The sequence below is a fragment of the Pseudomonas sp. S3_C06 genome, assembly GCF_054667675.1.
The window spans coordinates 6,536,421-6,558,858 of sequence record NZ_CP162747.1; the positions used below are offsets into that span (position 1 = coordinate 6,536,421).

Sequence of the window (22,438 nt, forward strand, 5' to 3'; positions counted from 1 at the left end):
TGCGGGCTACAGCTTTGCAGGCGGGAAGGGAGGGGTGAACCTGACTCTTAAATTTCACGCTTGTGTTGTGGCGGCAGCCCATGACCGGTGAGGAGTTTTTTCGCCGTCTCGGGCTCATCCGGCAATTGGCCGCTGAGCTCCCAGATCTCGAGCATTTTGGCGTACTCGAAAGCGTGGCGCGGGTCGCGCTCTATCCAGCGCTGGAAATCCTGGCGTACAGCCGGCGGACAATCGTCATCGTGCAGACGCATGCACCAATCGGCGGCTTGCAGAGAGAGGTCTTCGTCCATTTCGTTGCGGTCGGAAGGGGTCATTGAACGAGGGTAACAAAAAAGTCCGTCAAGCCGATGCCGACGGACTTTTTTAATGCCGAATTTTCAGCGTTTGAGAAACGCTAGCAAATCCTCATTCAATGCCTGCGCATGCGTCACCGCAAAGCCATGTGGCGCCCCGGCGTAAACCTTCAACTCGGCGCCTTTGATTTGTGCAGCAGCCTGTTTGCCGGTGGTTTCGAACGGCACGATCTGGTCGCCGTCGCCATGGATCACCAACGTCGGCACGTCGATTTTCGCCATGTCCGGACGGAAGTCGGTTTCCGAGAACGCGGTGACGCAATCCACGGTGCCTTTGAGCGACGCCAGCAGGGCGACGTTCAGCGTTTGCGTGAGCACGCCGTCGGAGACTTTCTGGCCCTGGTTGGTGCCGTAGAACGGCGCGGCGAAATCAGCGATGAACTGCGCACGATCTTGCAGCAAACCAGCCTTGATGCCATCGAACACGGCGGTATCGACGCCCTGTGGGAAGTCGGCTTTCTTGCCGAACAGCGGCGTCACCGCGCCCAACAACACCAGGCCGGCAACGCGCTCGCTGCCATGCCGGGCGATGTAGCGGCTGACGTCGCCACCACCCATCGAGAAGCCCACCAGTGTCACGTCGCGCAGGTCCAGGTGGTTGATCAGTTGCGCGATGTCGTCGGCGAAGGTGTCGTAGTCGTAACCGGTCCACGGCTGATCGGAACGGCCGAAACCACGGCGGTCGAAGGCGATGGTGCGGTAACCACGGCTGCTCAGGTATTCCATCTGGTATTCCCACATGTCGGCATCCAGCGGCCAGCCGTGGCTGAACAGCACGGGTTTACCGCTGCCCCAATCCTTGAAGTAAATCTCGGTGCCGTCTTGCGTGGTGAAAGTGCTCATGGAAACTCCTGCTTCAGGGTTCGCTGCCGAAATGGCGGCATTCACTATCAGCGCAAAGCGATCCGGCTACTTGTATGCAGGTGCTGGTTTTACGCCGGCACAGTCGTGGATCTGCTGCAGAGTTGTATGATGCAACCCAAAGTCACACGTTCGGCCACTGAAAGGGAGTACGTTTACGTGAAACGCAAAAGTTTGCAGGGCAATGCCTGCCCGGTAGCCCGGACGCTGGACCTGATCGGCGACTGGTGGTCGTTGCTGATCATTCGTGACGCGCTGGACGGAATTCGGCGTTTCAATGATTTTCAGAAGAGTCTGGATATCGCCAAGAACATGCTCAGCGCGCGCCTCAAGGGGCTGGTGGAGCAGGGGATTCTGCAGGCGATGCCAGCTGCCGACGGCGGCGCCTATAAGGAGTATGTGCTGACTGAGCGCGGCAAAGCCTTGCAGACCGTGATCGTCGCGCTGTCGCAGTGGGGCGGCGAGTTCATGTACGCGCCGGGTGAGCCGGGGTCGGTGATGGTTGATGCAAAGGATCGTCTGCCGATTCGCAAGCTGGCGTTGACCTCGGCCGATGGTCGCCTGCTGGCACCGGAGGACGTCGCGACGCGACTGGGTGTTGAGCACTGACCAACAAAGGTTTGACGCCAAAATGATGGCCAACTAATATCGCGCCACTATTTTGATGTCATTCTTGGCGCCCGTCCTTAATCGAGAAACTTCGTCCGTGAATAAACGCGCATTACTGCCTCTGGCTGTGATTTTTACGCTGGCAGGCTGCCATTCCAATGTTCGGGATTCTTCTCCAAGCCTGCTGAAAGATGGTGTTCAACTGGGCCAGAACAAAGTGGCAACGGATGACCAGCACGCCAAGGTCATCATGAAAGCCTCCGGTGGCACCCATCCGGTGGAGTTTTCCATCCGGCGTGCGGATGACCCTGACCGTCGAATGGAGGTTCTTGGCACCGTCGTTGATTCAGGTCGGGGCCATGTTTTCGGCTGGATCGCCAAACTCAATGAAGTGGCGAACAGCGCCACGGTCAAGCGCTTCCCGCAAGTGGAGGCACAAGCGGATGCCGACAAGCCCTTTGAAGTTTCGGGGTATTCGAACAGCCGGGTTACGGGAGGTATTTATACCTGCGGGCCGCTGACCACTGTTTTCACTCCCGAGCGTGGCAAGGTCTACCAGGTGGAGTTCCAGTTCAGCGGTGAGCATTGTGAACAGCACGTTTATGACGTTACTCAGCCCCGGCAGCGCACGCTCGTAAAGAGTTGAGTCGGCACGCACAGCGCACTGAATTTATCGAAAAAAAGGAAACACCCTGTGAAACGGAATCTCTCCCTGGCACTTATTATTCTGGCCGCGACATTGTCTGGCTGCGCCACTAATAAGCCGGTCGTTGACCCATCGCTGGTCGGTTCATGGAAAGGTCAGCGCGACGAAAACGGCAAATGCCAGTTCATGTCCTGGAAAAACCAGTTCAACGCCGACGGTACTTTCTCCATCACCTTTTTCCGCGACGCCAAGCAGACACAGAAGGTGCAAACCGAGCATGGCACCTGGACAGCTACCAATGGCAAAAGTGTGCTGAGAACCAATGGCGTCGCCGCACCTGATGTTTACACCTACAAGCTTACTGATGCTGACACGGTGCATTACGTCAATGTGGAGAAAGGCCCTTCGGCGGATTGCCAGGAAGATTATGCTTTTGATGAGCACCGTATTCGCGGGTAAGCCAGTCAGAAGCATTGCGGGGCTGCAACGGTCCCGTTTGTTCAATCCTTGATACAAACCCGACAAAAGGTCGAAACGATTGTTTGACGTCAAAATGATGGCCATCTAATATCGCGCCACTATTTTGATGTCACTTTCGTCTCGAGGGATCGAACATGTCCTCACCCGCCCTCGTGGCGAGGTTGTGCGTAGCTTTGCTGTGCCTGTCTCCACTTCAGATTGCCGTCGCCGCTCCTACCCCCGGTGACACTGACCTTATCCGTGACCGCCAGAACCGCCTGCTCGAAGAGCAGCAGCGGCGCCTCGAAGAACTCAAGGACCTGCCCGGCAAGGACGCCAAGCCTGCGCAACCGGCAGCCCCCACCGATACCCGCTGTTTCCCGATCAAAGACATCGAACTCAAAGGTGCCGACAGTCTTACCGAGCGCGACAAGACTCGCCTGCTCAAACCCTATATCGGTGAATGCCTCGGTGTGCCGCAGCTCAACGAGCTGCTCAAAGTCATCACCGATCACTACATCGAGAAAGGCCTGGTCACCAGCCGCGCCTACCTGCCGCAGCAGGATCTGTCCACCGGGCATCTGCAAGTGCTGGTGGTCGAAGGCAAACTTGAAGGCATGAAGGGGGCGGAAAACAGCCAGCTCTCGGAGCGCGAACTGGCCATGGCTTTCCCCGGCAAAACCGGTGATCTGGTCAATCTGCGCGAGATCGAGCAGATGGTCGATCAGCTCAATCGTCTGCCATCCAATCAGGCAAAAATGGAGCTGGCGCCCGGTCAGAATGTCGGTGGCAGTGCAGTGCTGGTCAACAACACCCCGCAGAAGCCATGGCGAGTCGGGCTGTCACGCAACAACGACGGCCAGCGCAGCACCGGCGAGCAACAGTGGGGCACCACGTTTGACTGGGACAGCCCGCTTGGCCTGGCCGATCAGTTGAGCCTGCGTGGCGGTCACGATGCGATGACTGACCATCAGCACACCTCCCGTAACGCCATGCTCAATTACAGTTTGCCGTGGGGCTGGTGGACGTTCAGCTACACCTACAGCCAGAGCGAATACCGCTCGCAAATCGCCGCCAACCTCTACAACTTCAAACAGACCGGCGACAGCGAAAACCATCAGTTGCGCGCCGAGCGGGTGATCCACCGCGATGCCGTCAGCAAAACCTCGCTCAGCGCTGGCCTGTCGTACCTGCGCACCAATAACTTCATCGAAGACAGCAAGCTCAAACTGAGCAGCAACCGCATCAGCGAAGCGCAGTTCGGCTTCAACCACGGTCGCCGCGTCGGCAGTGCTTTCGTCAACTTTGACGCCGGCATGCAAGAGGGCATTGGCGCCTTCGACGCTCAAGGCAGCCATGATCCGGGACCGGGTGAGCCGAATGCGCGCTATCGCAAATACACCGCCACCCTGAGCTACCTGCAGCCGTTCAAACTGTGGGGCGAGTCCTTCAGCTTCAGCAGCCTGATGACCGGCCAGCGCAGTGAAGACGTGCTGTTCAGCCCGCAACGCACCAGCCTTGGCGGCTCGTCGTCGATTCGTGGTTATAAGGACCAGTCGCTGTCCGGTGACAGCGGTGGTTACTGGCGCAATGACCTGCGCTGGAGTCGTCCGGTGACTGTCGAGTGGCTGCAACCGGTGTTCTCCGAATACGGCACTAGCCTCGGTTACGACCAGGGTGTGATCCAGAACGGTCGCTATAACGGCGATCAGCACGGGCGCATGTCGAGCAATTCGCTGGACCTGTTTGCCCGTGGTCAGCACGTCGCCGCCAGCGTGACCTTTGCCCATTCCCTGGAACGCCCGGACGCGCTGACCGAGCGTGAAGCACCGATCTATTTCCGTCTGGATTTCTTCCTCTAATACCGCCCGCCCCGAGATTCTGAAATGGACATCCTTCAACCGGCCTTTCTGGCCGGTCAGCCTGCTGCTGCCGAAAAAAACCGCGAACACTTCCTCGGCATGCCCAAGCGCGGGCTGGCGTTTCTCTTGGCGAACGTCATGTTCTGGCAACCGATGTGGGCGCAGGCCGACGGTATTGTGGTGGCCAATCCGAACACCTCGCTGGATCGCGCCGGCAACGGCGTGCCGATCATCAATATCGCCACGCCCAATGCCAGCGGCCTGTCGCATAACCAGTTCCATGATTACAACGTCGGCGCGCAAGGACTGATCCTCAATAACGGCTCGACGCAGAATACGATCACGCAATTGGGCGGGCATATCGTCGATAACCCGAACCTGAAAAACAGCGGTTCGGCGCAGGCGATTCTCAACGAAGTCATCAGCGGTAACCCGAGCCAGTTGCGCGGTTACACCGAAGTGGCGGGGCAGTCAGCACGGGTCATTGTTGCCAACCCTTATGGCATTACCTGCAACGGGTGCGGTTTCATCAACTCGCCGCGCGTGACCCTGACCACCGGTAAACCGGTGCTCGACAACGGTCGGCTGGATCGCTTTCAGGTGGATCAGGGCACGGTGGCCATCGACGGCGCGGGCCTTAACGCGACCAATGTCGACCGCTTCGAAATCATCACCCGCAGCGCGAAGATCAACGCCGAGATTCAGGCGCAGAACCTGACGATTGTGGCCGGTCGTAACGACGTCAACGCACAAACTCTCAATGTCACCGCCCGCGCCGATGACGGTAGCGCCAAACCGCAACTGGCTATCGACTCATCTGCATTGGGCGGCATGTACGCCGGGGCGATCAAACTGGTCGGCACCGAGGCCGGGGTCGGGGTGAAACTCGACGGCAAACTGATTGCCAGCGGCGGCGACATCCAGCTCGACGCCAACGGCCAGTTGAGCCTCGCAGAAACCTCGGCCACTGGCGCCGTCAACGTCAAGGCTGCCAGCCTCGATACCCAAAGCGCGATCTATGCAGGCACCGCGCTCAATGTGCAGACTCAAGGCAACCTGACCAACCGCCAGACCCTCGCGGCCCGCGACAGCATCAGCCTCAGCGCCGGCGGGCAATTGACCAACGCCGGCACCATCGAAGCGGGCGTCAACGCCGACGGCAGCCGCAATGCCAGCGGCGATCTGAGCCTGACCGCTCAGCATCTGGACAACACCGGCAAGAGCTTGCTCGCCAGCCGTAATCTGACGGTCAACGCCGCCACCCTGAACAACCAGAACGGTACGCTCAGTGCAAAAAACATCGCCCTCACCGGCGGGTCTCTGGACAACCGCAGCGGTCAGATTCTTGGCGATCTGGGCCTGAACATCGATCTCAGCGCGGCGCTGGACAACCGTGATGGCGTGCTCGGTTCCGGGCGGGCGGTAGACCTCAAAGCCGCCAGTGTCGATAACCGCGATGCCGGCTCGGTGGTCAGCGATGGTGGTCTGACGCTGCGCGTCAGTGGCTTGCTCGACAATCGCAACAAGGGCGAGATTACCGCCAAAGGCGCGACGAGCCTGACCAGCCAAAGGCTGGACAACAGCGGCGGCAATTTCAGCAGTCTCAATGGCTTGGTGATTACGCTTGATGATGCGCTGACCAATGCTGGCGGCGTCATCAGCAGTGAAGGCACGCTGACCCTCAACGCCGGGCGTATCGATAACAGCACCGGCAACCTGAGCAGTGCTGGCAAGCTCACGATCACCAGCGCGGGAGCATTGCTGAATCGGGCAGGTTCGATCAGCACCGATAGCCTATTGGCCGTCAACAGTGCAAGCCTGGACAACAGTCAAAAAGGCCTGATCATCGGTAAACAAGACAGCCGGGTCGATACCGGTCTGTTCGACAACAGCAATGGTCAACTCCTCGGGCAACAAGGTTTGACGTTGCGCGTAGCGCAAGCTTTGAACAACGTCAAAGGGGTGATTTCCGGCGCGTCCGTGGACAGCCACAGCGCCAGCTTCGACAACCATGATGGTCTGATCAGTAGTCGCGGTGTGTTGCTGCTGACCACCGACAAAACGCTGGATAACCAGCAGGGTACGGTGATTGCCGACGGCCAGCTCACGCTCGCGGCCGGTGTTCTGGACAACCGGGTCGGTAACATCGCCGGCAAGTCGGACGTCAGCGTGCAGGCACAGAACCTCAACAACCAGAAAGGCAAGTTGATCGCCACCGGCGTGTTCAAACTCAACGCCGATCAACTTGATAACCGTCAAAACGGTCTGTTGGGCTCGACCAAAGCCATGACCTTGACCGTTGGTGAACTGGACAACCGTGGCGGCGAAATCAGCACCAACAGCGATCTGCTGCTCACCGGTAAAAAACTCGACAACAGCGATGGCGGCAAGCTGTTTTCCGGCAAGGCGCTGAAGCTGACCATCGATGAAGTAATCAACCGCAACAAAGGCCTGATCGATGCGGGCACGCTCTTGAATGTGCAAGCGCGTACTCTGGCCAACAACGGCGGTGAATTGCGCAGTCAGCAAACCATGCTCCTGACCGCCGCCGACGCCTTTGATAACACCCAGGGCAAGGTCAGCAGTGAAGCGACGTTGACGGTCGACGCCGCGCAGATGAGCAACGCTCAAGGCAGTCTTTCCAGTGCCACTGATTTGAAACTGGTCAGCCGTGGCGGCGTGGATAACCAGGGCGGCAAGGTTGTCACCGATGGTGCACTCCTCATTGAAAGCGCCAGCCTCGACAACCGCCAGCAGGGCACGCTCAGTGGTAAAGGTGCCGTCACCGTTACCACCGGCGCCTTCGATAACAGCAACGGCCTGCTCAGCAGCGCCGATACACTGAACCTCGTCGCCGCTCAGGTCACCAATGCTGGTGACGGCATTATCGGCAGTCAAGGTGCTTTGACGGCTTCGGTTACAGGACTCGATCAACAGGGCGGCAAGCTGTTCAGCAACACGCGTCTTAGCCTGGATTTGAATCACGGTCAGTTGAACAACGGCGGTTTGATCAACGCCCCTGGCGCACTGCTGCTCAAACAACTCAACGGCGTCAACAACCAAGGCGGGACGATTTCCAGCGCTGAAGCTTTCACGCTGACCGCGCAAAGCCTGGATAACGGCAACGGCAATCTCTTGAGCAATCAGGGCCTGACCCTGCGCATTGCCGCAGCACTGGATAACGTCAAGGGCATGATTGGCGCCGCTTCCATTGATGTCCGCGCGGGAAGCGTGAACAACGGCGGTGGTGGCCTGATCAGTCGTGGCGATCTGGACATCACCGTCGACGGCCAACTGCGTAACGACGCCAAAGGCCTGATCAGCGCTGCAGAAGCACTGCGCATCGACAGTGCCGAGCTCAACAACCGTGACGGTGGCTTGATCAATAGCAAAGGCAATCTGACGCTGAAGGCGACGGGTCTCGACTCCAGCAATGGCGGCGAAGTCTCCGCCAACGGTGACGTTGACCTGACACTGACCTCGTTGACCCAGAAAGGTGGGCGACTGCTGAGTGACCAATCGATCACCGTGGATCTGGCCAACGGCGACCTCGACAACCAAAACGGTCTGCTCACCGCCAAAGGCCCGCTGACCCTCAAGCGCCTGCGCGATCTGAGTAACCAGAACGGCGAAGTCTCCAGCAACCTCGGTTTTGACCTCATCGCCCGGGCGGCAAACAACAGCGCCGGCAAAATCATCAGCGGTGAAAAACTGTTGGTACGCGGCACCGAACTGATCAACCAGAAAGGTCTGCTGTCCGGCTGGCAAGGGCTCACTGTCAACGGCAACAGCCTCGATAACCGCGACAGCGGCACGCTATCCAGCAAGTACGCCGATGTCACTGTTGATCTCAAGGGGGCGCTTCTCAACAGTGGCGCGGGTGCTGTGGTCGCCCAGGGCAATCTGAGCGTCAATGCTGGCAGCGTCGATAACAGCGACAAGGGCAACCTCAGCAGTGGAGCAGGGCAGACCCTGACGCTGGCCGGTGCGCTTAATAACAATCAGGGCGGCCTGATTGCCAGTGGCGCAGCGCTGGATATCGTCAGCACGGCATTCAGCAATATCGGCGGTGTGATCAATGCACAGCAGCTCTTCAATGCCACGGCATCGAGCCTCGACAATCGTGGCGGACAGATCGCCAGTAACGATGCGATCACCCTCAACCTGAGCGGTGACCTGAACAACAATGCCGGTAAACTCGCTGCTGCCGGTCCGCTGTTGATCAAGGGCGTAACTGATCTGCACAATCAGAACGGCCAGCTCGCCAGCCAGAAAACCCTGGAACTGCGTACCGGCTCGCTGGATAACAGCAACAAGGGCACGCTCGCCGCCAACGACCACTTGCTGATCACCGCGACGGGCGCCGTCAGCAACCATGCCGACGGCCTCATCTACAGCAAGAATGCCGATGTGCAACTGCACGCGGCCAGGCTGCTCAACGGCAAAGGTTCGATCCAGAGCGACAGCGGTCTGACCCTGGAAATCAGCGGCGACTTCGACAACCAGAGCGGCAAAGTCATCGCCCAGAACGGTGATGTGCTGATCAAGGCTGCCAACATTGATAACCGTGGCGGTACGCTCGCCAGCATCAAAGGTGCACTGGAAGCGCGCACGGTTGGTGTTCTGCGCAATGGTTTCGACCTGAACAACAATCGTCAGGGCGGCATCATTCAGGCACAGAGCCTGACGCTGACGGCATTGGCGGGCCTCAACAACAACGGCGGGCGGATCTCGGCGCAAGCGGCAGACAGCAGCATCACCACGGCGGCGCTGGATAACGGCGCTGGTGTGCTTTATGCGAAAGGGCTGCTGGGTGTTACCGGCGCGAGTCTCGATAACAGTGGCGGACAGATCGCCGCCGAGCGTATCGACTTCGGCCTCAGCGGTGCGCTGCGCAATGGCGCGGGCGTCATCGAAAGCAACAGCCAACTGAGTGTCAAAGCCAGCGCGGTTGATAACCAGAACGGTCGCCTGCGCTCGCTGGGTACCACCGGCAACACCGTGTTTCAGCTCGGCGGCTTGCTCGACAACCGTAATGGCGTCCTGGAAACCGCCAACACTGACATGACCCTGGCGGTCGGTAGCTTCCTCAACGGCGGCGGGCAGCTCAACCATGTTGGGCGCGGCAAGTTCGATATCTCCACAGCCAATGTGCTTGGCGCTGGTGGCAGCATCGTCACCGGTGGGCTGCTGGAACTCAATGCCGATACCTGGAACAACACCGGCGCAATTCAGGCCGGTCGCCTGAACGTGAACGTGCGCGAATTCAGCCAGAGCGCGAGCGGCAAACTGCTGGCTTCGGAGTCTTTGCAGGCTCGGGGCGGCAACTGGACCAACAACGGACTCATCGCCAGTGATGGCACCCTCGACATGCAGTTGGGCGGTGTTTATGCGGGCACCGGCCGCTTGACCAGCCTGCGTGGCAGCGAATTGACCGTTGCACAGATGAATATTGGTGCGGGCGGCAGTTTCGCTGCAGGCGCGACATCGACCCTCCGTGTCGGCGGGCAATTGCTCAACTCGGGACGCATTTCCTCAAGCGAAGATCTGACCGTCAACGCCGGCAGCGTTGTCAACTACGGCAGTCTGGGGGCGGCGCAGAACCTGTCCATCAACACGCCTTCATTGCTCAACGATCGTGGACTGATTTTCAGCGGCAATGACATGACGCTCAGCGTCGGCAATCTCACGAACCAGAACGGTGATTTCTACGGGCTGGGTAACGTGACCGTAAAGGGTTACGGCACCGCGCAAGCCAGCCAGGTGTTGAACCTGTCGGGTTCGATGGAGAGCGGCAAAACCTTCAAGATCGACGCTGCCAACTTCGCCAACCGCACGTCCGGTGACGACGGTACCCAAAACTTTGCCCTGAATCGCAAGCTGGTTTCCGGGTTTATCGCCGTTCAGTGTGGCGATTGTTCGGGCAGCACTTACGACGTCAACTTTATTGCTCGTGAAGTCTTCGAGGGTGGTCAGGACAACGACAATACGGCCTCTTCCTTGCTGACTGCCGGTGGCGATTTTGTCTTCAACGGCGGTGAGTTCCTCAACAGCAAAAGTACGCTCAGCGCTTCCGGCAACATCACCATCAATGCCAATAACCTGAGGAACGTCGGCGCGGTCAGTGGCAGCATCGAGCGCACCCGAATCTACCATACTGGCGCAATTTACTTAGGCACTTTCAACGCCTTCATGCCTGAGGTGATTGGCTACAACCAGCGCAATAACCCTGACTTTCCGAACGTCTATTACATTGACGGCAGCGGGAACATCGCTCAGGGTGTCGTTTCATCGGCAAAAGGGCGAGAGCCTGGTCATGATGGCGGCACGACCTATGTCGTCGTAATCAAGGATTCGGTGACCAACAAGTCCGTCTCCTCCTTGACCCAGTCCGGATATTCGTGGGGAAATACCAGTCCTCAATCCCAATACGACCCCAACAACCTCGTGGAAATGCCCACCAGATTGCAGGGGTTCACGCTGACTGATGATAAAGAGCGTCCCCTGGACGGCGCAAGTACTGCTGCCGGTCGCAATGCGGTTATCCAGGCAGGCGGCAAAGTCGCGATCACGGCCGCCCGGACCATTGAAAACGCCGTCATCCATGAGGACTACGGCTCAACCGGCGGAACCAACAAAGTTGCCGACACCAAGGTCGGGAACAGCGGCACCACTGTTATCCGCATCAACAGTCAACTGCCACCAGACCTCGCGCAGCAGCAAGTCAATCCACTGAGCTTGCCAGGCTTCTCCCTGCCCACCGGGGAAAACGGCCTGTTTCGTTTGAGCGGGCAGGGCAGCAGCACTTCATCGTCCGGCAACGGTCCCGCGCCAACCTGGACGGTGGGCAGTGAAGCGATCAGCGCTCAGGACCATATGGCCGTCGCTACCAGTGGCGGTCCGCGCAATCTGTTTATTGACGCGCCGGCCCAGGTCTCCGACAGCACCCGCGCAGTCGATACATTCCGTCGCACGCCGAGTGTTGGTAACGACGCCAAAGACTCGATCGACAACCGCCCGGTGACCCGCGTCACCGGCCTGCCGGACACGAAGGCACCGTCCAACGCGCACAAATACCTGATCGAAACCAACCCAGTACTCACCGACCTTAAGTCGTTCATGAGCTCGGATTACCTGTTGGAAAAACTTGGCTACAACCCCGACCAGAGCGCCAAACGTCTGGGCGATGGCCTCTATGAACAGCGTCTGATCCAGCAAGCCGTGACCGCCCGCACCGGCCAGGCTTTCCTCGACGGCCAGACCTCCAACGAGGGCATGTTCAAGTACCTGATGAACAACGCCATCGCCAGCAAGGACGCGCTCAACCTGTCGGTCGGCGTCGGCCTCACGTCGCAGCAAGTCGCGGCGCTGACGCACGATATTGTCTGGCTCGAAGAGCACGAAGTGAATGGCGAAAAAGTGCTGGTGCCGGTGGTGTATCTGGCCCAGGCCAATGGCCGTTTGGGCCCTACCGGGGCGTTGATTGCCGGTAATGATGTGACGCTGATTGCCGGTGAGAACCTGGACAACGTCGGGACGTTGAAGGCCACGAATAATCTGTTGGCGACGGCGGGTAAGGATCTGGTTAACAGTGGGTTGATTGAGGCAGGTAATCGTCTGGATCTATTGGCGACCAATGACATCGTCAACAAGTCTGGAGGGATTATTACAGGTCGCGATGTCAGCCTGACCACCCTCAAAGGGGACGTGCTTAACACCCGGACGATAACGACTTCTGCCAATGCCACCCGATTTGGCATCCAGATGCATGACTATGCCGATAACGCTGCAAGAATCGAAGCCTCGAATAACCTTACTGTTAAAGCTGCTCAGGACATCAACATTCTTGGTGGTGTCATGCAAAGTGGTCGCGACATGGTACTGAATGCCGCTCGAGACTTGAATATATCCTCGGTGCAAGTATCCAATAGTGTTTACCAGGACGCGAAGCACAACAGCAGCGATGTGACCCAATTGGGCGCTGAAATTGATGCTGGAGGCGATTTCAAAGCTGATGCCAAACGCGATATCAATGTCATTGCCAGTCAAATCGATGCCAAACGTGATGTGACGATGAAGGCAGTCGGCGATATCGTCATCACGTCGGCTGCGGATGAAGAACACTCACTGTCCAAAAACAAAAAGGTCACCCGTCAGGAAGATCATGTCAGCCAGGTCATGTCCGGGATTTCGGCAGGTGGCGACGTCAAGCTGGACGCAGGCAATGACCTCAGCGTGATCTCCAGTCGGGTTACCGCAGGTGACGAAGCCTATTTGGCAGCAGGCGACAAACTCGAAATACTTGCATTGCAAGACTCTGACTATTCGCTCTATGACAAGAAGAAAAAGGGTAGTTTCGGCAAGCTTCAAACCAAACGTGACGAAGTGACCAAGAATACTCATATTGGAAGCGAAATCTCGGCTGGAGGTGACCTGACCCTGAAAAGTAAGGGCGACCAGCTGTATCAAGTGGCGGAACTTGAAAGTGGCAAGAACATCATTCTGGACAGCGGTGGCTCCATTACATTTGAAGGTGTGAAAGACCTGCATCAGGAAAGCCACGAGAAAACCAACAATAACGCGGCATGGGTGTCATCGAAAGGTAAGGGTAATACCGATGAAACGCTGCGTCAGACCCATATGACGGCAGGCGGGATAATCACGATCAAAGCAGTTGAAGGACTGAAGATCGATATCAAGGACGTCAACCAGCAATCTGTTAGTCAAACCATCGACACCATGGTCAAGGCTGATCCGCAACTGGCCTGGTTGAAAGATGCTGAAACACGGGGTGACGTCGACTGGCGGCTGGTCAAAGAAATTCACGAGTCGTTCAAATACGACAATTCAGGTCTCGGTCCGGCTTCGCAAATGATCATTGCGATCGTCATGGCCGCAGTGGTTGGACCGGCGGTTCTCGGTGCCTTGAGCGGAACAGTTGGAACGGCTTGGGCAGCTGGTATTGCTGCCGTTGCTTCCGGTGCGGCAACAAATGCGTCGGTCAGCTTTATCAATAATGGTGGCAATCTTGGAGCGGTATTTGCTGACGTTACTTCCTCCGACGCTCTGCAGGGATACGTTATTTCCGGTCTCACCGCAGGGTTGACCTCTGCCTATTTGAATGACCTGACAGGCATAAAAGTCGATCCAGTTACCAACAAAGTGATATCACCGCCATTGACCACTTGGACGGGTGTGGGGCAATTCGCTGGAAGTCAAGTATTGCAGGGCGGTACGTCTGCACTGATAACCAAGGCTCTGGGTGGCGATGCAAATGTCAGCGATGTACTGAAAACTGCGTTGTTCAATACATTGGCGGCAGTCAGTTTCAATCTTGTAGGTGATCTCACCAAGGATGTCATCGATGACGGATCTGCGACAAAGGTTGTCATTCACGCAATGGTAGGAGGGCTCCTTGCCGAGGCGACCGGAGGTGATTTTGCGACAGGTGCGCTTGCCGCCGGTGCAAACGAAGCATTGATTGGTTACCTGGATAATCTGGTTAAAGGCGATCCGAATCTCCTGACGATGAGTTCTCAAATCATTGGAGTTCTGGCCGGCTCGGTTCAAGAGAATGTCACTGCAAACACATTGGCGAATGCCGCTTGGGTCACAAAGTTTGCTACGCAGTTCAACCGTCAATTACACAAGGAAGACAAGGACCTTGCCGCCCAATTGGCCGCGCGTAGTGGTGGAAAATACACGGTTGAGCAGATTGAAGCACAACTGAGATTGTCTTCCGTCAATGGTACGAATATCACTGGTGGAACAGACATCGTTGTGCCAAGTTCTGGGATCTACGATACCGGTGGCAATTGGATTGATTTGGGCAATGGCATGTATTTGCAGAACTTTGCGCCTGCTGATAAAGACATAATTGCCTTTATCAAAGAAAGTACCGGTGCGTACTCATGGGCACTATCGGCCGAGACAGGATTTGGCTCTTTGAATGACAAGCATGATTGGTCGAAGACACCGAGCGGACCGGGTAAACGAGACGCTTTGACTGGCTATCCTCTGGACGAAGACGGTGGCTACAGAGTGCCGATAGCTATCGACGGAAAGCTCTATACTCCGAAATTTCAGTCGTGTGCTACCGCAGAATGCATTGCGTCCGGAGCGAACATTGATTTAAGCGATATAAATACGCTCAAATGGATCCGGGCGGCGAATGTGAAGATGGCCAGCGATGTTTCGGACCTTACCTCGCTCCTGGCGATTTTTACCCCTGCAGGCATCTCGGTGACCATGTCAAATACATCAATGGCAGCTTCACTACTTGCGGGCTATCTCAATGACGAAACAGTCACTGCTGTGACAAGTACCGTGTTAAGTATCGGATTTGAACGTTACGCGAGATCGAAAGGCGTGGATGAAATCACGGCAGGCAGAGTATCAAACGCTTTGGGGCTGGCAAAAGTTTGGGATAAGTTGGCAAAGGGGGAGTTTTAATGCCCGGGCGTATGAGTTTTTTGGGGCTTTTATTCAAATATCCCAACTGTGTAGGTCTGATTTTGTTGGGTGCCAGTTTTGCTAACGCGGTGCTGAGATTTGATGGAAGCTTCAAGCGTTTTTTTACAATGGTAGTTGTTCAGGTTTTTTTTGGTCAGGGCGTATGGAACTACTTGTGCGGCCGTCGAATTGCCATAGGTCCCAGTAGTTTGGGGAAGAGTTCAAATCCGGAGTGGCGTGCGTTGTTGGCGTCATTTGCATTCGGCCTTTATATGATCGTGTTTTTTTTGGGGTTTTAAGCGATGTGCTTTTGAAGAGATAAATGGGCTCTCCCCGTTTATCTCCCGGAAATTGCAGGGAGCAGAGGGTAAAGGGGGACAGACCACGTGTAACGTAATTGACTGCAACAATAGGTAAAAAATTGCCGTCATTTGTACCTTGCGGCCCGCTAAGCTTTCAGTTCGACCAATTGAAAGGATTCATCGATGCCGCGTAGACCCCGAGTTTTGATACCAGGCGTACCATTGCACTTGATTCAGCGAGGAAACAATAGATCTGTCTGTTTTTTTACCGAGGAAGATTACCTTTTTTATTTGGAGCTTTTGGTCGAGCAGGCTTCTAAAAATGATTGTGATATTCATGCTTGGTGCTTAATGACCAATCACGTTCATTTGTTAGTCAGTCCTCATAATGCCAACAGCGAAAGCCTGCTGATGAAAGGTGTCGGGCAGCGATACGTCCAATATATAAATCGTACGTATAGTCGCAGCGGAAGTTTGTGGGAAGGCCGGTTTCGTTCATGCCTTGTTGAGAGTGAACGATATTTGTTGTGCTGTTATCGATACATCGAAATGAATCCCGTCAGAGCGAAAATGGTAAATCACCCGGCAGAATATCGCTGGTCAAGTTACCGTGTTAACGCACAATCAGAGCGATCACACACTGTTACTCCTCATGCTCAGTATTTGGCGCTTGGAGGGCAGGGCGGGCAGCCGGCAGATGCTTACCGCGAACTGTTCAAAAATGACTTAGAATCAGAATTGGTTGACCAGATTCGTGACGCGACCAATGGAAATAATGTTTTTGGCGGTTCAAAGTTTGCTGTTGATGTCGAGGCAATGATCGGTCGTCGCGTGCAGCGAGGGAGCCCGGGGCGGCCAAAAAAATCGACCATCTAGTGAAAACGTGGTCTGTCCCCATTTTTTCCCCATTTTTTCCTTTTGGACGGGGGTTAAGGGAAATATGAATAAAAGGGTACAAGCCATATTTCGAAAGTACTCCGAAATGTGGTCTGTCCCCGTTTTTCACCGTTTTTCACCGTGGGGCAGGCGCTTGTATTGGCGCTCAATGCAGAGAGTTGCCTAACGGGACGAAGGTTAGAATAGAGGTGATAGATTAGATTATGAATAATTTGGATAAGTTGTTATCGATTGCAAGTTCATCCTTGAGTGAGTGTGAACCAGAACTGTCTGGGCCAATACGCAACATGGCAGGGACTTCGGCGGAACAACTTTTTGATGTACTGCGTCAGCGCAATGGCTTCTATGCTTTTGAAGGCGCGCTGCATGTTTTTCCAAGCGATTCCAGTCAAAGTGAAATGGGCATATCTGATTGGAATCACGCTGACCTGTGGCGCAGTAGCTACAAAGGCCTAGCCGATAACGTTGTCTTTTTTGCTGAAGATATCTTTGGTGGGCAGTTCTGTATCAAGGATGGCAATATCTACATTTTTGATCCGGAAACTGGCTCTTTAGAGTACTTGGCTGCGGATGTTGAAAGCTGGGCTGAAGTAGTTCTGCACGACTATGAAGTATTGACAGGCTATCCGTTGGCTCATCAGTGGCAAAAGCGCAATGGTCCAGTTCGTGCAGGGATGCGTTTGCTGCCCAAGGTGCCTTTTGTAATGGGCGGTGATTTTTCCTTGGATAATTTATATGTTGCCGATGCTGTAGAAGGCATGCGGCTCAGAGCGGATATAGCCGATAAGATTAAAAATTTACCAGACGGTACTCAGGTTAAATTCAGTCTGGACTGACAGAGAATGAGTGAGAATGGATCAGGTTTATACAAGATTTGGTCTGTTTTATCCGCAAAAGAAGTAATGACTTTGATGTGCAGGATGACGATCCAGTCAAAGAAGCAAGTCTTGGGGGTATTGGTAAATGGGGACAGACCCTGAGGGATCCCCACAAATCTATGGATAAATGGGGACAGACCACGTTTAGAAGGCACTCCAAAAACGTGGTCTGTCCCCTTTTTACCCTTTTTATTTTGATCCTTTGCAAGGATGCGGACGGGGCGGACATGATTTTGCATTGGGCAACGCAAGATTTGATTGAAGATCTTGTAGAGCGAGATCGACTAGCAATGGTCGAGTTTTTAAGGCGCATAAACACTGATGGAAAAACTCGTGCAAACTACGTTAAGAGGATAAATGGGGACAGATCACGTTTAGAAAGTGCTCTGAAAACGTTGTCTGTCCCCTTTTTACTAGTTAGGAATGATTATGAGCAGTGGCGGCACACTAATAGAGCGATTTGTCGCCCAAGAGTTGGACGACAGCGTTCGCTCTATTCTGAACGATGCTTTTGATAAGCGGATTTGCTCAAAGAGCGTTCTGCTCAGGGAGTTCGAATTTAATTGCTTTGACGTTTCTTTGGACTTTGAAAAAGGCGTCGTCACATTGCAAGATGTTCTTTCCGCTGGAGAGAGTAGCTTTCTTGATATACCGATACGTGATTTTATCTCTGCTTGCGGTTTGAAGGGATAAATGGGGGTAAATGGGGACAGACCACAGTTAGCAAGCACTCCAAAACGTGATCTGTCCCCTTTTTCCCCTTTTTACACCAGCTTTTTTTGAGTGGAAATGCGGGTTTGCCTGAAGAACGTTTCAACCCTAGGTAATAGCGTTATGGACAAGAGATTAAAGGCGCTGTGTGTGCAGCTTGGGAAGATGAGTTCTGAGTTGGCTGCCGAGTGGATGATTTCAACCTACCCAGTTGACGCTAGGGAATGGGGGGAGGCACTGTTACTCATACCCCATCGCACCTGGAAACGTTCTGACCAAAAGCGGTTGGCAAGATATTATTTTTGTAAGTTACCATTTTCAGGGGGGAGAGGATATGAAGTCTTCGCTTCTATTATGCCGCTGCAGATTTTAGTTGCCTGCATTTTGGAGCATCTACCTACAGAATCATCAAGAATTGAACTGCTTTGCTATTATCTGGTTCCTGTTCTTAAACGGTTTGCTAAAAATGAATCCGATCGTCAGATGATTGTTGAGTTTGTTACGAAGCTTCATGTGAAGGAATAAGCGATGTAAATGGGGGCAGACCACGTTTAGATAACACTCCAAAAATGTGGTCTGTCCCCCGTTTTCCCTCAAGCATACAAATTCTTCACCGGTTGCCAGTCAGTTTGATCGCGACGATAAAGTTCGCGATTCCTTATCCGCGCGACGTAATACCAGCCCTGCGCGGCGACAGCCTTCATCCACGGTCGCCGAAAACCCGCATCGGTGACCAGAATCGGGACGCAGTCATCTGGTAGCAATTCGGCCAGCGTTTTGAGTAGGCGGTTTTGATACTTGGGACAGCTCTCGTGCTCATGAACGCTTTCATAAACAGGAAATGAGCGCCCCGCCAGAGGGATCGATGCTCTTAGCAAAAAGGCTGTGCCTGAAGCGTCAATTCGAGACCAGTCGCCCAGGATCAAAGGATGCTTCAACGAACCCAGCAATGCCCGAAGCATTACCCAATAGAACAATGGACGCTCTGATCTCAAGTGTTGATTTCCCAGCAACCGATCCACGCGCTTGATTGAATGCTTGGGGTAAGCGTGCCCCGTCATGAAGCGACCAAGAGCGGTCAGCGTCAGGCGACGTCCATGCAGTAACGAACTGACACAACTCATTACTGATGTCAGGCGGCGAGAATGGATAGAGGGCAGTGCTTGAGCGAGCGCTCTGTGTAAAAATCGGATGGCCTGCATGGGTTCGGTTTCTTGTATTTGTGTGGTGCAAACCAAGTTGCCGACTCATGCAGGTCTCTTCAATATTCCAACTTCTTGATTTTCTGTAAGAAAAATCGGGGATCCCTCAGGGACAGACCACATTTAGACAGGAGATAAATGGGGGCAGATTCGTTATTCAGGTCGCTAAATTGAGAGGTGTACGTGGCTATTTATATAGAGATGGACAAGGTTTTAGAGACTGAAGAGTATGTGGAATATACGTTTGGCCGGGGCGGCGATGTAGGTCTGATAAGGCTAGATAAAATAAAGGAAACTATAAGCGTCATAAAGGAATGCCCGTTGGATGTAAGCGGAAAATGGTCGGAAAGAGCGGGTATGAAGCTCGCTCGGCTCTTCGTAAAAGGCGAGTATCCTGATAAGACCCAGTGGGCTTCTTGAGAATGGATAGAAGGAAAATGGGATAAATGGGTACAAGCCCTGGGGGACTCCCCGTACTAATGGAATTTTATCCCGGTTTGTTGCGTCTCTGCTGATTAGCGGAATAAGATGATTGATGATTTTAAGCCAGCCACATAAGTCTGATTGAAGGTTACATGGAACAGGTAGGAATGGGGGCGGGGGATCATAATTATGTCATTATCAGCGATAATCATTTCATCAGAAAAGTTGACCACAGACGATTTTAAGGAAATCATCCTGGCACAGGGTGGGTTCGTGAGTTCCGGCATGCCTCATCGGGGCACCTTTGGTCAGGGCGATTCAAGCATCTGGTTGTCCTTGCATTCAAGAGATATTCTTGAAGAGTTTTATGATGCCGAAGATCTGCAGGAGTGGCAGGATGTTTTAGGAGACACTCCGCAGGTAATGATTGAGGTTGATCTGGATCATACTGAGCACGCCAAGTTGATGTATGTGGAGGTTTTTTTGAGCTTTGCGACGGCGTGCTCCTGTATATTAAATGACGTGGACGATGCTATTCTTTCGCGAAGCGCGGTTTATGCAAAATATAAAAACCTCTTAGGAGCGCCATAAGGAAAGTGTCGGATTGGAAGCGGAGGATAAGTGGGGTAGAACACTTTTAGAGAATATTCCGAAAGCGCGCCGTGTCCCCGTTACCCTTTATTGCATGTGGATTATAAATGACGAAGACTTTTTTTATTATCAATCGCTTCCTGACTCGATACCTGTAGAAGATGTGGCAAAGGAGCTACATGAACTGCTGATGGAGAAGTCTTTATCTGGAAAGTCAAAGCATGATTTTTTAGTGGCTTTGTTAGAGCTCAGTGATCGTCAGTGGCACACCTATGAACCGTTGTGCGAGCCACTAAAGACTCAAATTGAAAAAGTCTTGATCAGTGAGTGGGATGGGTTTGATTTCGAATTTGCTGAGGGATCGATCGTCGTTGCGGCAAACCTTGGGTTGGTTGGACTGTTTGACTTTATATCAAGCCAAAATATCAGTGAGCTGTCCTCAGAAGTGGCTATCGAGATCAAAGAGGCAATTACTGAGCTGGGTGATAATATCGCTGATCCGTACAGTGGTATGAAATAAATGCGGGTAGACCATGTTTAGCGAATATTTAGAAACGTCGGCTGACCCCGTTTTTCACCGTTTTCCAGGTCAACGTAGCCTCATCGGAGCCTGAGCCATTTGAAATTACACATTCATTTCCCTGACAACCTCATTTCCGATAATTTGCTCAGACAGCAACGGATTCCCTGCCTTTGCAAGGTTTCAAAGCAGTTCGAAATTTCCTTCTCGGATACGGTCCCTGAGTCATCCGGGATCGTATCGGGCTGGAGTCGTGAGGAACTGGAACGACGGGCGGTCGCCGGGGCGGGTGGTCAATACACTCACTATGCCAATAGTCTGATTACGTTAAGTAAAATTAGCGAAGGCCTTTACCAAATCATTGATCTTGAAATGTTCTACCGAAGCTTTGGTTGGTGCGCTGTTTTCCGGGATGGACAATACGCACCCGCAGGAAATTTCTGGGACGATGAGCCAACGCAAAACTAAAACGCCCCGAACTCTATCGGGGCGTTTTCATTTATCAGGCCGAGCCAGCAACGTGTTCACCGAAACGCCGGCACCACATGCTTGATAAACAACTCCAACGACTTCTTCTTCTCCTCATGCGGCAAGCTGTTGTCACACCAGAAACTGAACTCATCCACCCCCAATTCCTGGTAGTACTTGATCCGCGGAATAATCTCTTCCGGCGTACCAATCATCGCGGTCTTGTGCAGACTTTCCAGCTCAAACTCCGGACGTCCGGCAAACTTCTCTTCCGGGCTTGGCGCGAGGAAACCATTGACCGGCGTTTCCTTGTTGCCAAACCACGCATCGAACGTGCGATAGAAACGTGAGATCGCTTTTGCGCCAACTTTCCAGCCATCCGGATTATCAGCGGTGTGCACGTGGGTGTGACGTAGCACCATCAATTGCGGACGCGGCACATCCGGGTTGTTATCCAGCGCAGTCTGGAACTTGTTCTTCAGGTCGAGGACTTCTTCGTCGCCCTTCATCAGCGGTGTGACCATGACGTTGCAGCCGTTGGCCACGGCGAAGTTGTGCGAATCCGGGTCGCGGGCGGCGATCCACATTGGCGGGTTCGGCTGCTGGATCGGTTTTGGCACGCTGGTGGAGGTGGGGAATTTCCAGATGTCGCCGTCGTGGGCGTAGTCGCCTTGCCACAGGGCGCGGACCACCGGGACCATTTCGCGCAATGCCTGGCCGCCAGATGAGGCAGGCATGCCGCCGGCCATGCGATCGAATTCAACCTGATAGGCGCCACGGGCCAGGCCGACTTCCATGCGGCCGTTGCTGATCACGTCGAGCAACGCGCATTCACCGGCGACGCGCAGCGGGTGCCAGAACGGCGCGATGATGGTGCCGGCGCCGAGGTGGATGGTGGTGGTTTTAGCGGCGAGGTAGGCGAGCAGTGGCATCGGGCTTGGCGAGATGGTGTATTCCATGGCGTGGTGTTCGCCGATCCACACGGTGCTGAAACCGCCGGCCTCGGCCATCAGGGTCAGTTCGGTGAGGTCTTCGAACAGTTGGCGGTGGCTGACGCTTTCGTCCCAGCGTTCCATGTGGATGAACAGGGAAAATTTCATGACGCTTCCTCGGATCTTTTGTTGTTGAGGCTACAAAACTTGTAGGAGTGAGCCTGCTCGCGATGGCGGTGTGTCAGAAAACATATCGACATCGGATAAATCGC

At 54.4% G+C, this 22,438-nt stretch carries 16 protein-coding genes and 1 pseudogene; 13 read left to right on the forward strand and 4 right to left on the reverse strand.

Annotation, left to right across the window (positions count from 1 at the left end):
• Positions 1-47: 47 nt before the first annotated feature.
• Together AB4N44_RS29135 and AB4N44_RS29140 are read right to left on the reverse strand one after the other, a co-directional pair.
• The gene (locus tag AB4N44_RS29135) at positions 48-314 is read right to left on the reverse strand and encodes a FecR/PupR family sigma factor regulator (RefSeq protein ID WP_455805691.1); all 267 of its coding nucleotides are present in this window, start codon (positions 312-314) and stop codon (positions 48-50) included.
• A 63-nt stretch (positions 315-377) separates the two neighbouring features.
• Positions 378-1,196 (reverse strand): alpha/beta fold hydrolase, encoded by an 819-nt coding sequence (locus tag AB4N44_RS29140; RefSeq protein ID WP_160039497.1) that lies wholly within the window; start codon positions 1,194-1,196, stop codon positions 378-380.
• A gap of 177 nt (positions 1,197-1,373) precedes the next feature.
• On the opposite strand from AB4N44_RS29140, the gene AB4N44_RS29145 reads away from it, so the two are divergent.
• The 9 genes from AB4N44_RS29145 to AB4N44_RS29185 all read left to right on the forward strand — a co-directional run bounded on the left by AB4N44_RS29145 (position 1,374) and on the right by AB4N44_RS29185 (position 18,555).
• Positions 1,374-1,823, forward strand: a complete 450-nt coding sequence (locus tag AB4N44_RS29145; RefSeq protein WP_455805690.1) for a winged helix-turn-helix transcriptional regulator — start codon at positions 1,374-1,376, stop codon at positions 1,821-1,823.
• 97 nt (positions 1,824-1,920) lie between these two features.
• Positions 1,921-2,469, forward strand: a complete 549-nt coding sequence (locus tag AB4N44_RS29150) for a hypothetical protein (protein WP_095125771.1) — start codon at positions 1,921-1,923, stop codon at positions 2,467-2,469.
• A gap of 48 nt (positions 2,470-2,517) precedes the next feature.
• Positions 2,518-2,928: a lipocalin-like domain-containing protein gene (locus AB4N44_RS29155; RefSeq protein WP_095050056.1), complete on the forward strand. Its 411-nt coding sequence runs from the start codon at positions 2,518-2,520 to the stop codon at positions 2,926-2,928.
• Between the two features lie 155 nt (positions 2,929-3,083).
• Complete coding sequence (locus AB4N44_RS29160) at positions 3,084-4,790, forward strand: ShlB/FhaC/HecB family hemolysin secretion/activation protein (RefSeq protein ID WP_127926856.1); 1,707 nt, start codon at positions 3,084-3,086, stop codon at positions 4,788-4,790.
• A 24-nt stretch (positions 4,791-4,814) separates the two neighbouring features.
• Positions 4,815-15,242, forward strand: a complete 10,428-nt coding sequence (locus AB4N44_RS29165; RefSeq protein WP_460158148.1) for a two-partner secretion domain-containing protein — start codon at positions 4,815-4,817, stop codon at positions 15,240-15,242.
• A gap of 485 nt (positions 15,243-15,727) precedes the next feature.
• Complete coding sequence (locus AB4N44_RS29170) at positions 15,728-16,420, forward strand: transposase (RefSeq protein ID WP_460110912.1); 693 nt, start codon at positions 15,728-15,730, stop codon at positions 16,418-16,420.
• A 224-nt stretch (positions 16,421-16,644) separates the two neighbouring features.
• A complete protein-coding gene (locus AB4N44_RS29175; RefSeq protein WP_460110910.1) occupies positions 16,645-17,277 on the forward strand; it encodes an SMI1/KNR4 family protein in 633 nt (210 codons plus the stop codon).
• A gap of 471 nt (positions 17,278-17,748) precedes the next feature.
• Entirely contained in the window at positions 17,749-18,012 is a 264-nt protein-coding gene (locus tag AB4N44_RS29180; protein ID WP_191629875.1) for a hypothetical protein, read from the forward strand.
• 141 nt (positions 18,013-18,153) lie between these two features.
• On the forward strand, positions 18,154-18,555 hold the full coding sequence (locus AB4N44_RS29185) for a hypothetical protein (protein ID WP_150773878.1): 402 nt from the start codon (positions 18,154-18,156) through the stop codon (positions 18,553-18,555).
• Between the two features lie 71 nt (positions 18,556-18,626).
• On the opposite strand, the pseudogene AB4N44_RS29190 reads toward AB4N44_RS29185, so the two are convergent.
• Positions 18,627-19,232: pseudogene (locus tag AB4N44_RS29190) on the reverse strand (IS4 family transposase); the annotation flags it as partial.
• 183 nt (positions 19,233-19,415) lie between these two features.
• Between AB4N44_RS29190 and AB4N44_RS29195 the strand changes: the two are divergent.
• From AB4N44_RS29195 to AB4N44_RS29210, 4 genes are all read left to right on the forward strand, one after another.
• Complete coding sequence (locus AB4N44_RS29195; protein WP_150751900.1) at positions 19,416-19,652, forward strand: hypothetical protein; 237 nt, start codon at positions 19,416-19,418, stop codon at positions 19,650-19,652.
• 192 nt (positions 19,653-19,844) lie between these two features.
• Positions 19,845-20,246, forward strand: a complete 402-nt coding sequence (locus AB4N44_RS29200; RefSeq protein ID WP_150751901.1) for a hypothetical protein — start codon at positions 19,845-19,847, stop codon at positions 20,244-20,246.
• A 13-nt stretch (positions 20,247-20,259) separates the two neighbouring features.
• Positions 20,260-20,766, forward strand: coding sequence for a hypothetical protein (locus tag AB4N44_RS29205; RefSeq protein WP_460158149.1), 507 nt, complete (start codon positions 20,260-20,262; stop codon positions 20,764-20,766).
• 99 nt (positions 20,767-20,865) lie between these two features.
• The gene (locus tag AB4N44_RS29210) at positions 20,866-21,234 is read left to right on the forward strand and encodes a hypothetical protein (RefSeq protein WP_150751903.1); all 369 of its coding nucleotides are present in this window, start codon (positions 20,866-20,868) and stop codon (positions 21,232-21,234) included.
• A 56-nt stretch (positions 21,235-21,290) separates the two neighbouring features.
• Here the strand turns inward: AB4N44_RS29210 and AB4N44_RS29215 are convergent, their stop codons facing one another.
• A complete protein-coding gene (locus tag AB4N44_RS29215) occupies positions 21,291-22,334 on the reverse strand; it encodes an LLM class flavin-dependent oxidoreductase (RefSeq protein ID WP_095120371.1) in 1,044 nt (347 codons plus the stop codon).
• Positions 22,335-22,438 lie beyond the last annotated feature (104 nt).

Excerpts from the sequence above, each read along its gene's own strand:
- AB4N44_RS29135 (WP_455805691.1), bottom strand. The coding sequence starts at position 314 with ATGACCCCTTCCGACCGCAACGAAATGGACGAAGACCTCTCTCTGCAA.
- AB4N44_RS29140 (WP_160039497.1), bottom strand. The coding sequence starts at position 1,196 with ATGAGCACTTTCACCACGCAAGACGGCACCGAGATTTACTTCAAGGAT.
- AB4N44_RS29160 (WP_127926856.1), top strand. The coding sequence starts at position 3,084 with ATGTCCTCACCCGCCCTCGTGGCGAGGTTGTGCGTAGCTTTGCTGTGC.
- AB4N44_RS29165 (WP_460158148.1), top strand. The coding sequence starts at position 4,815 with ATGGACATCCTTCAACCGGCCTTTCTGGCCGGTCAGCCTGCTGCTGCC.
- AB4N44_RS29170 (WP_460110912.1), top strand. The coding sequence starts at position 15,728 with ATGCCGCGTAGACCCCGAGTTTTGATACCAGGCGTACCATTGCACTTG.
- AB4N44_RS29175 (WP_460110910.1), top strand. The coding sequence starts at position 16,645 with ATGAATAATTTGGATAAGTTGTTATCGATTGCAAGTTCATCCTTGAGT.
- AB4N44_RS29180 (WP_191629875.1), top strand. The coding sequence starts at position 17,749 with ATGAGCAGTGGCGGCACACTAATAGAGCGATTTGTCGCCCAAGAGTTG.
- AB4N44_RS29185 (WP_150773878.1), top strand. The coding sequence starts at position 18,154 with ATGGACAAGAGATTAAAGGCGCTGTGTGTGCAGCTTGGGAAGATGAGT.
- AB4N44_RS29200 (WP_150751901.1), top strand. The coding sequence starts at position 19,845 with ATGTCATTATCAGCGATAATCATTTCATCAGAAAAGTTGACCACAGAC.
- AB4N44_RS29215 (WP_095120371.1), bottom strand. The coding sequence starts at position 22,334 with ATGAAATTTTCCCTGTTCATCCACATGGAACGCTGGGACGAAAGCGTC.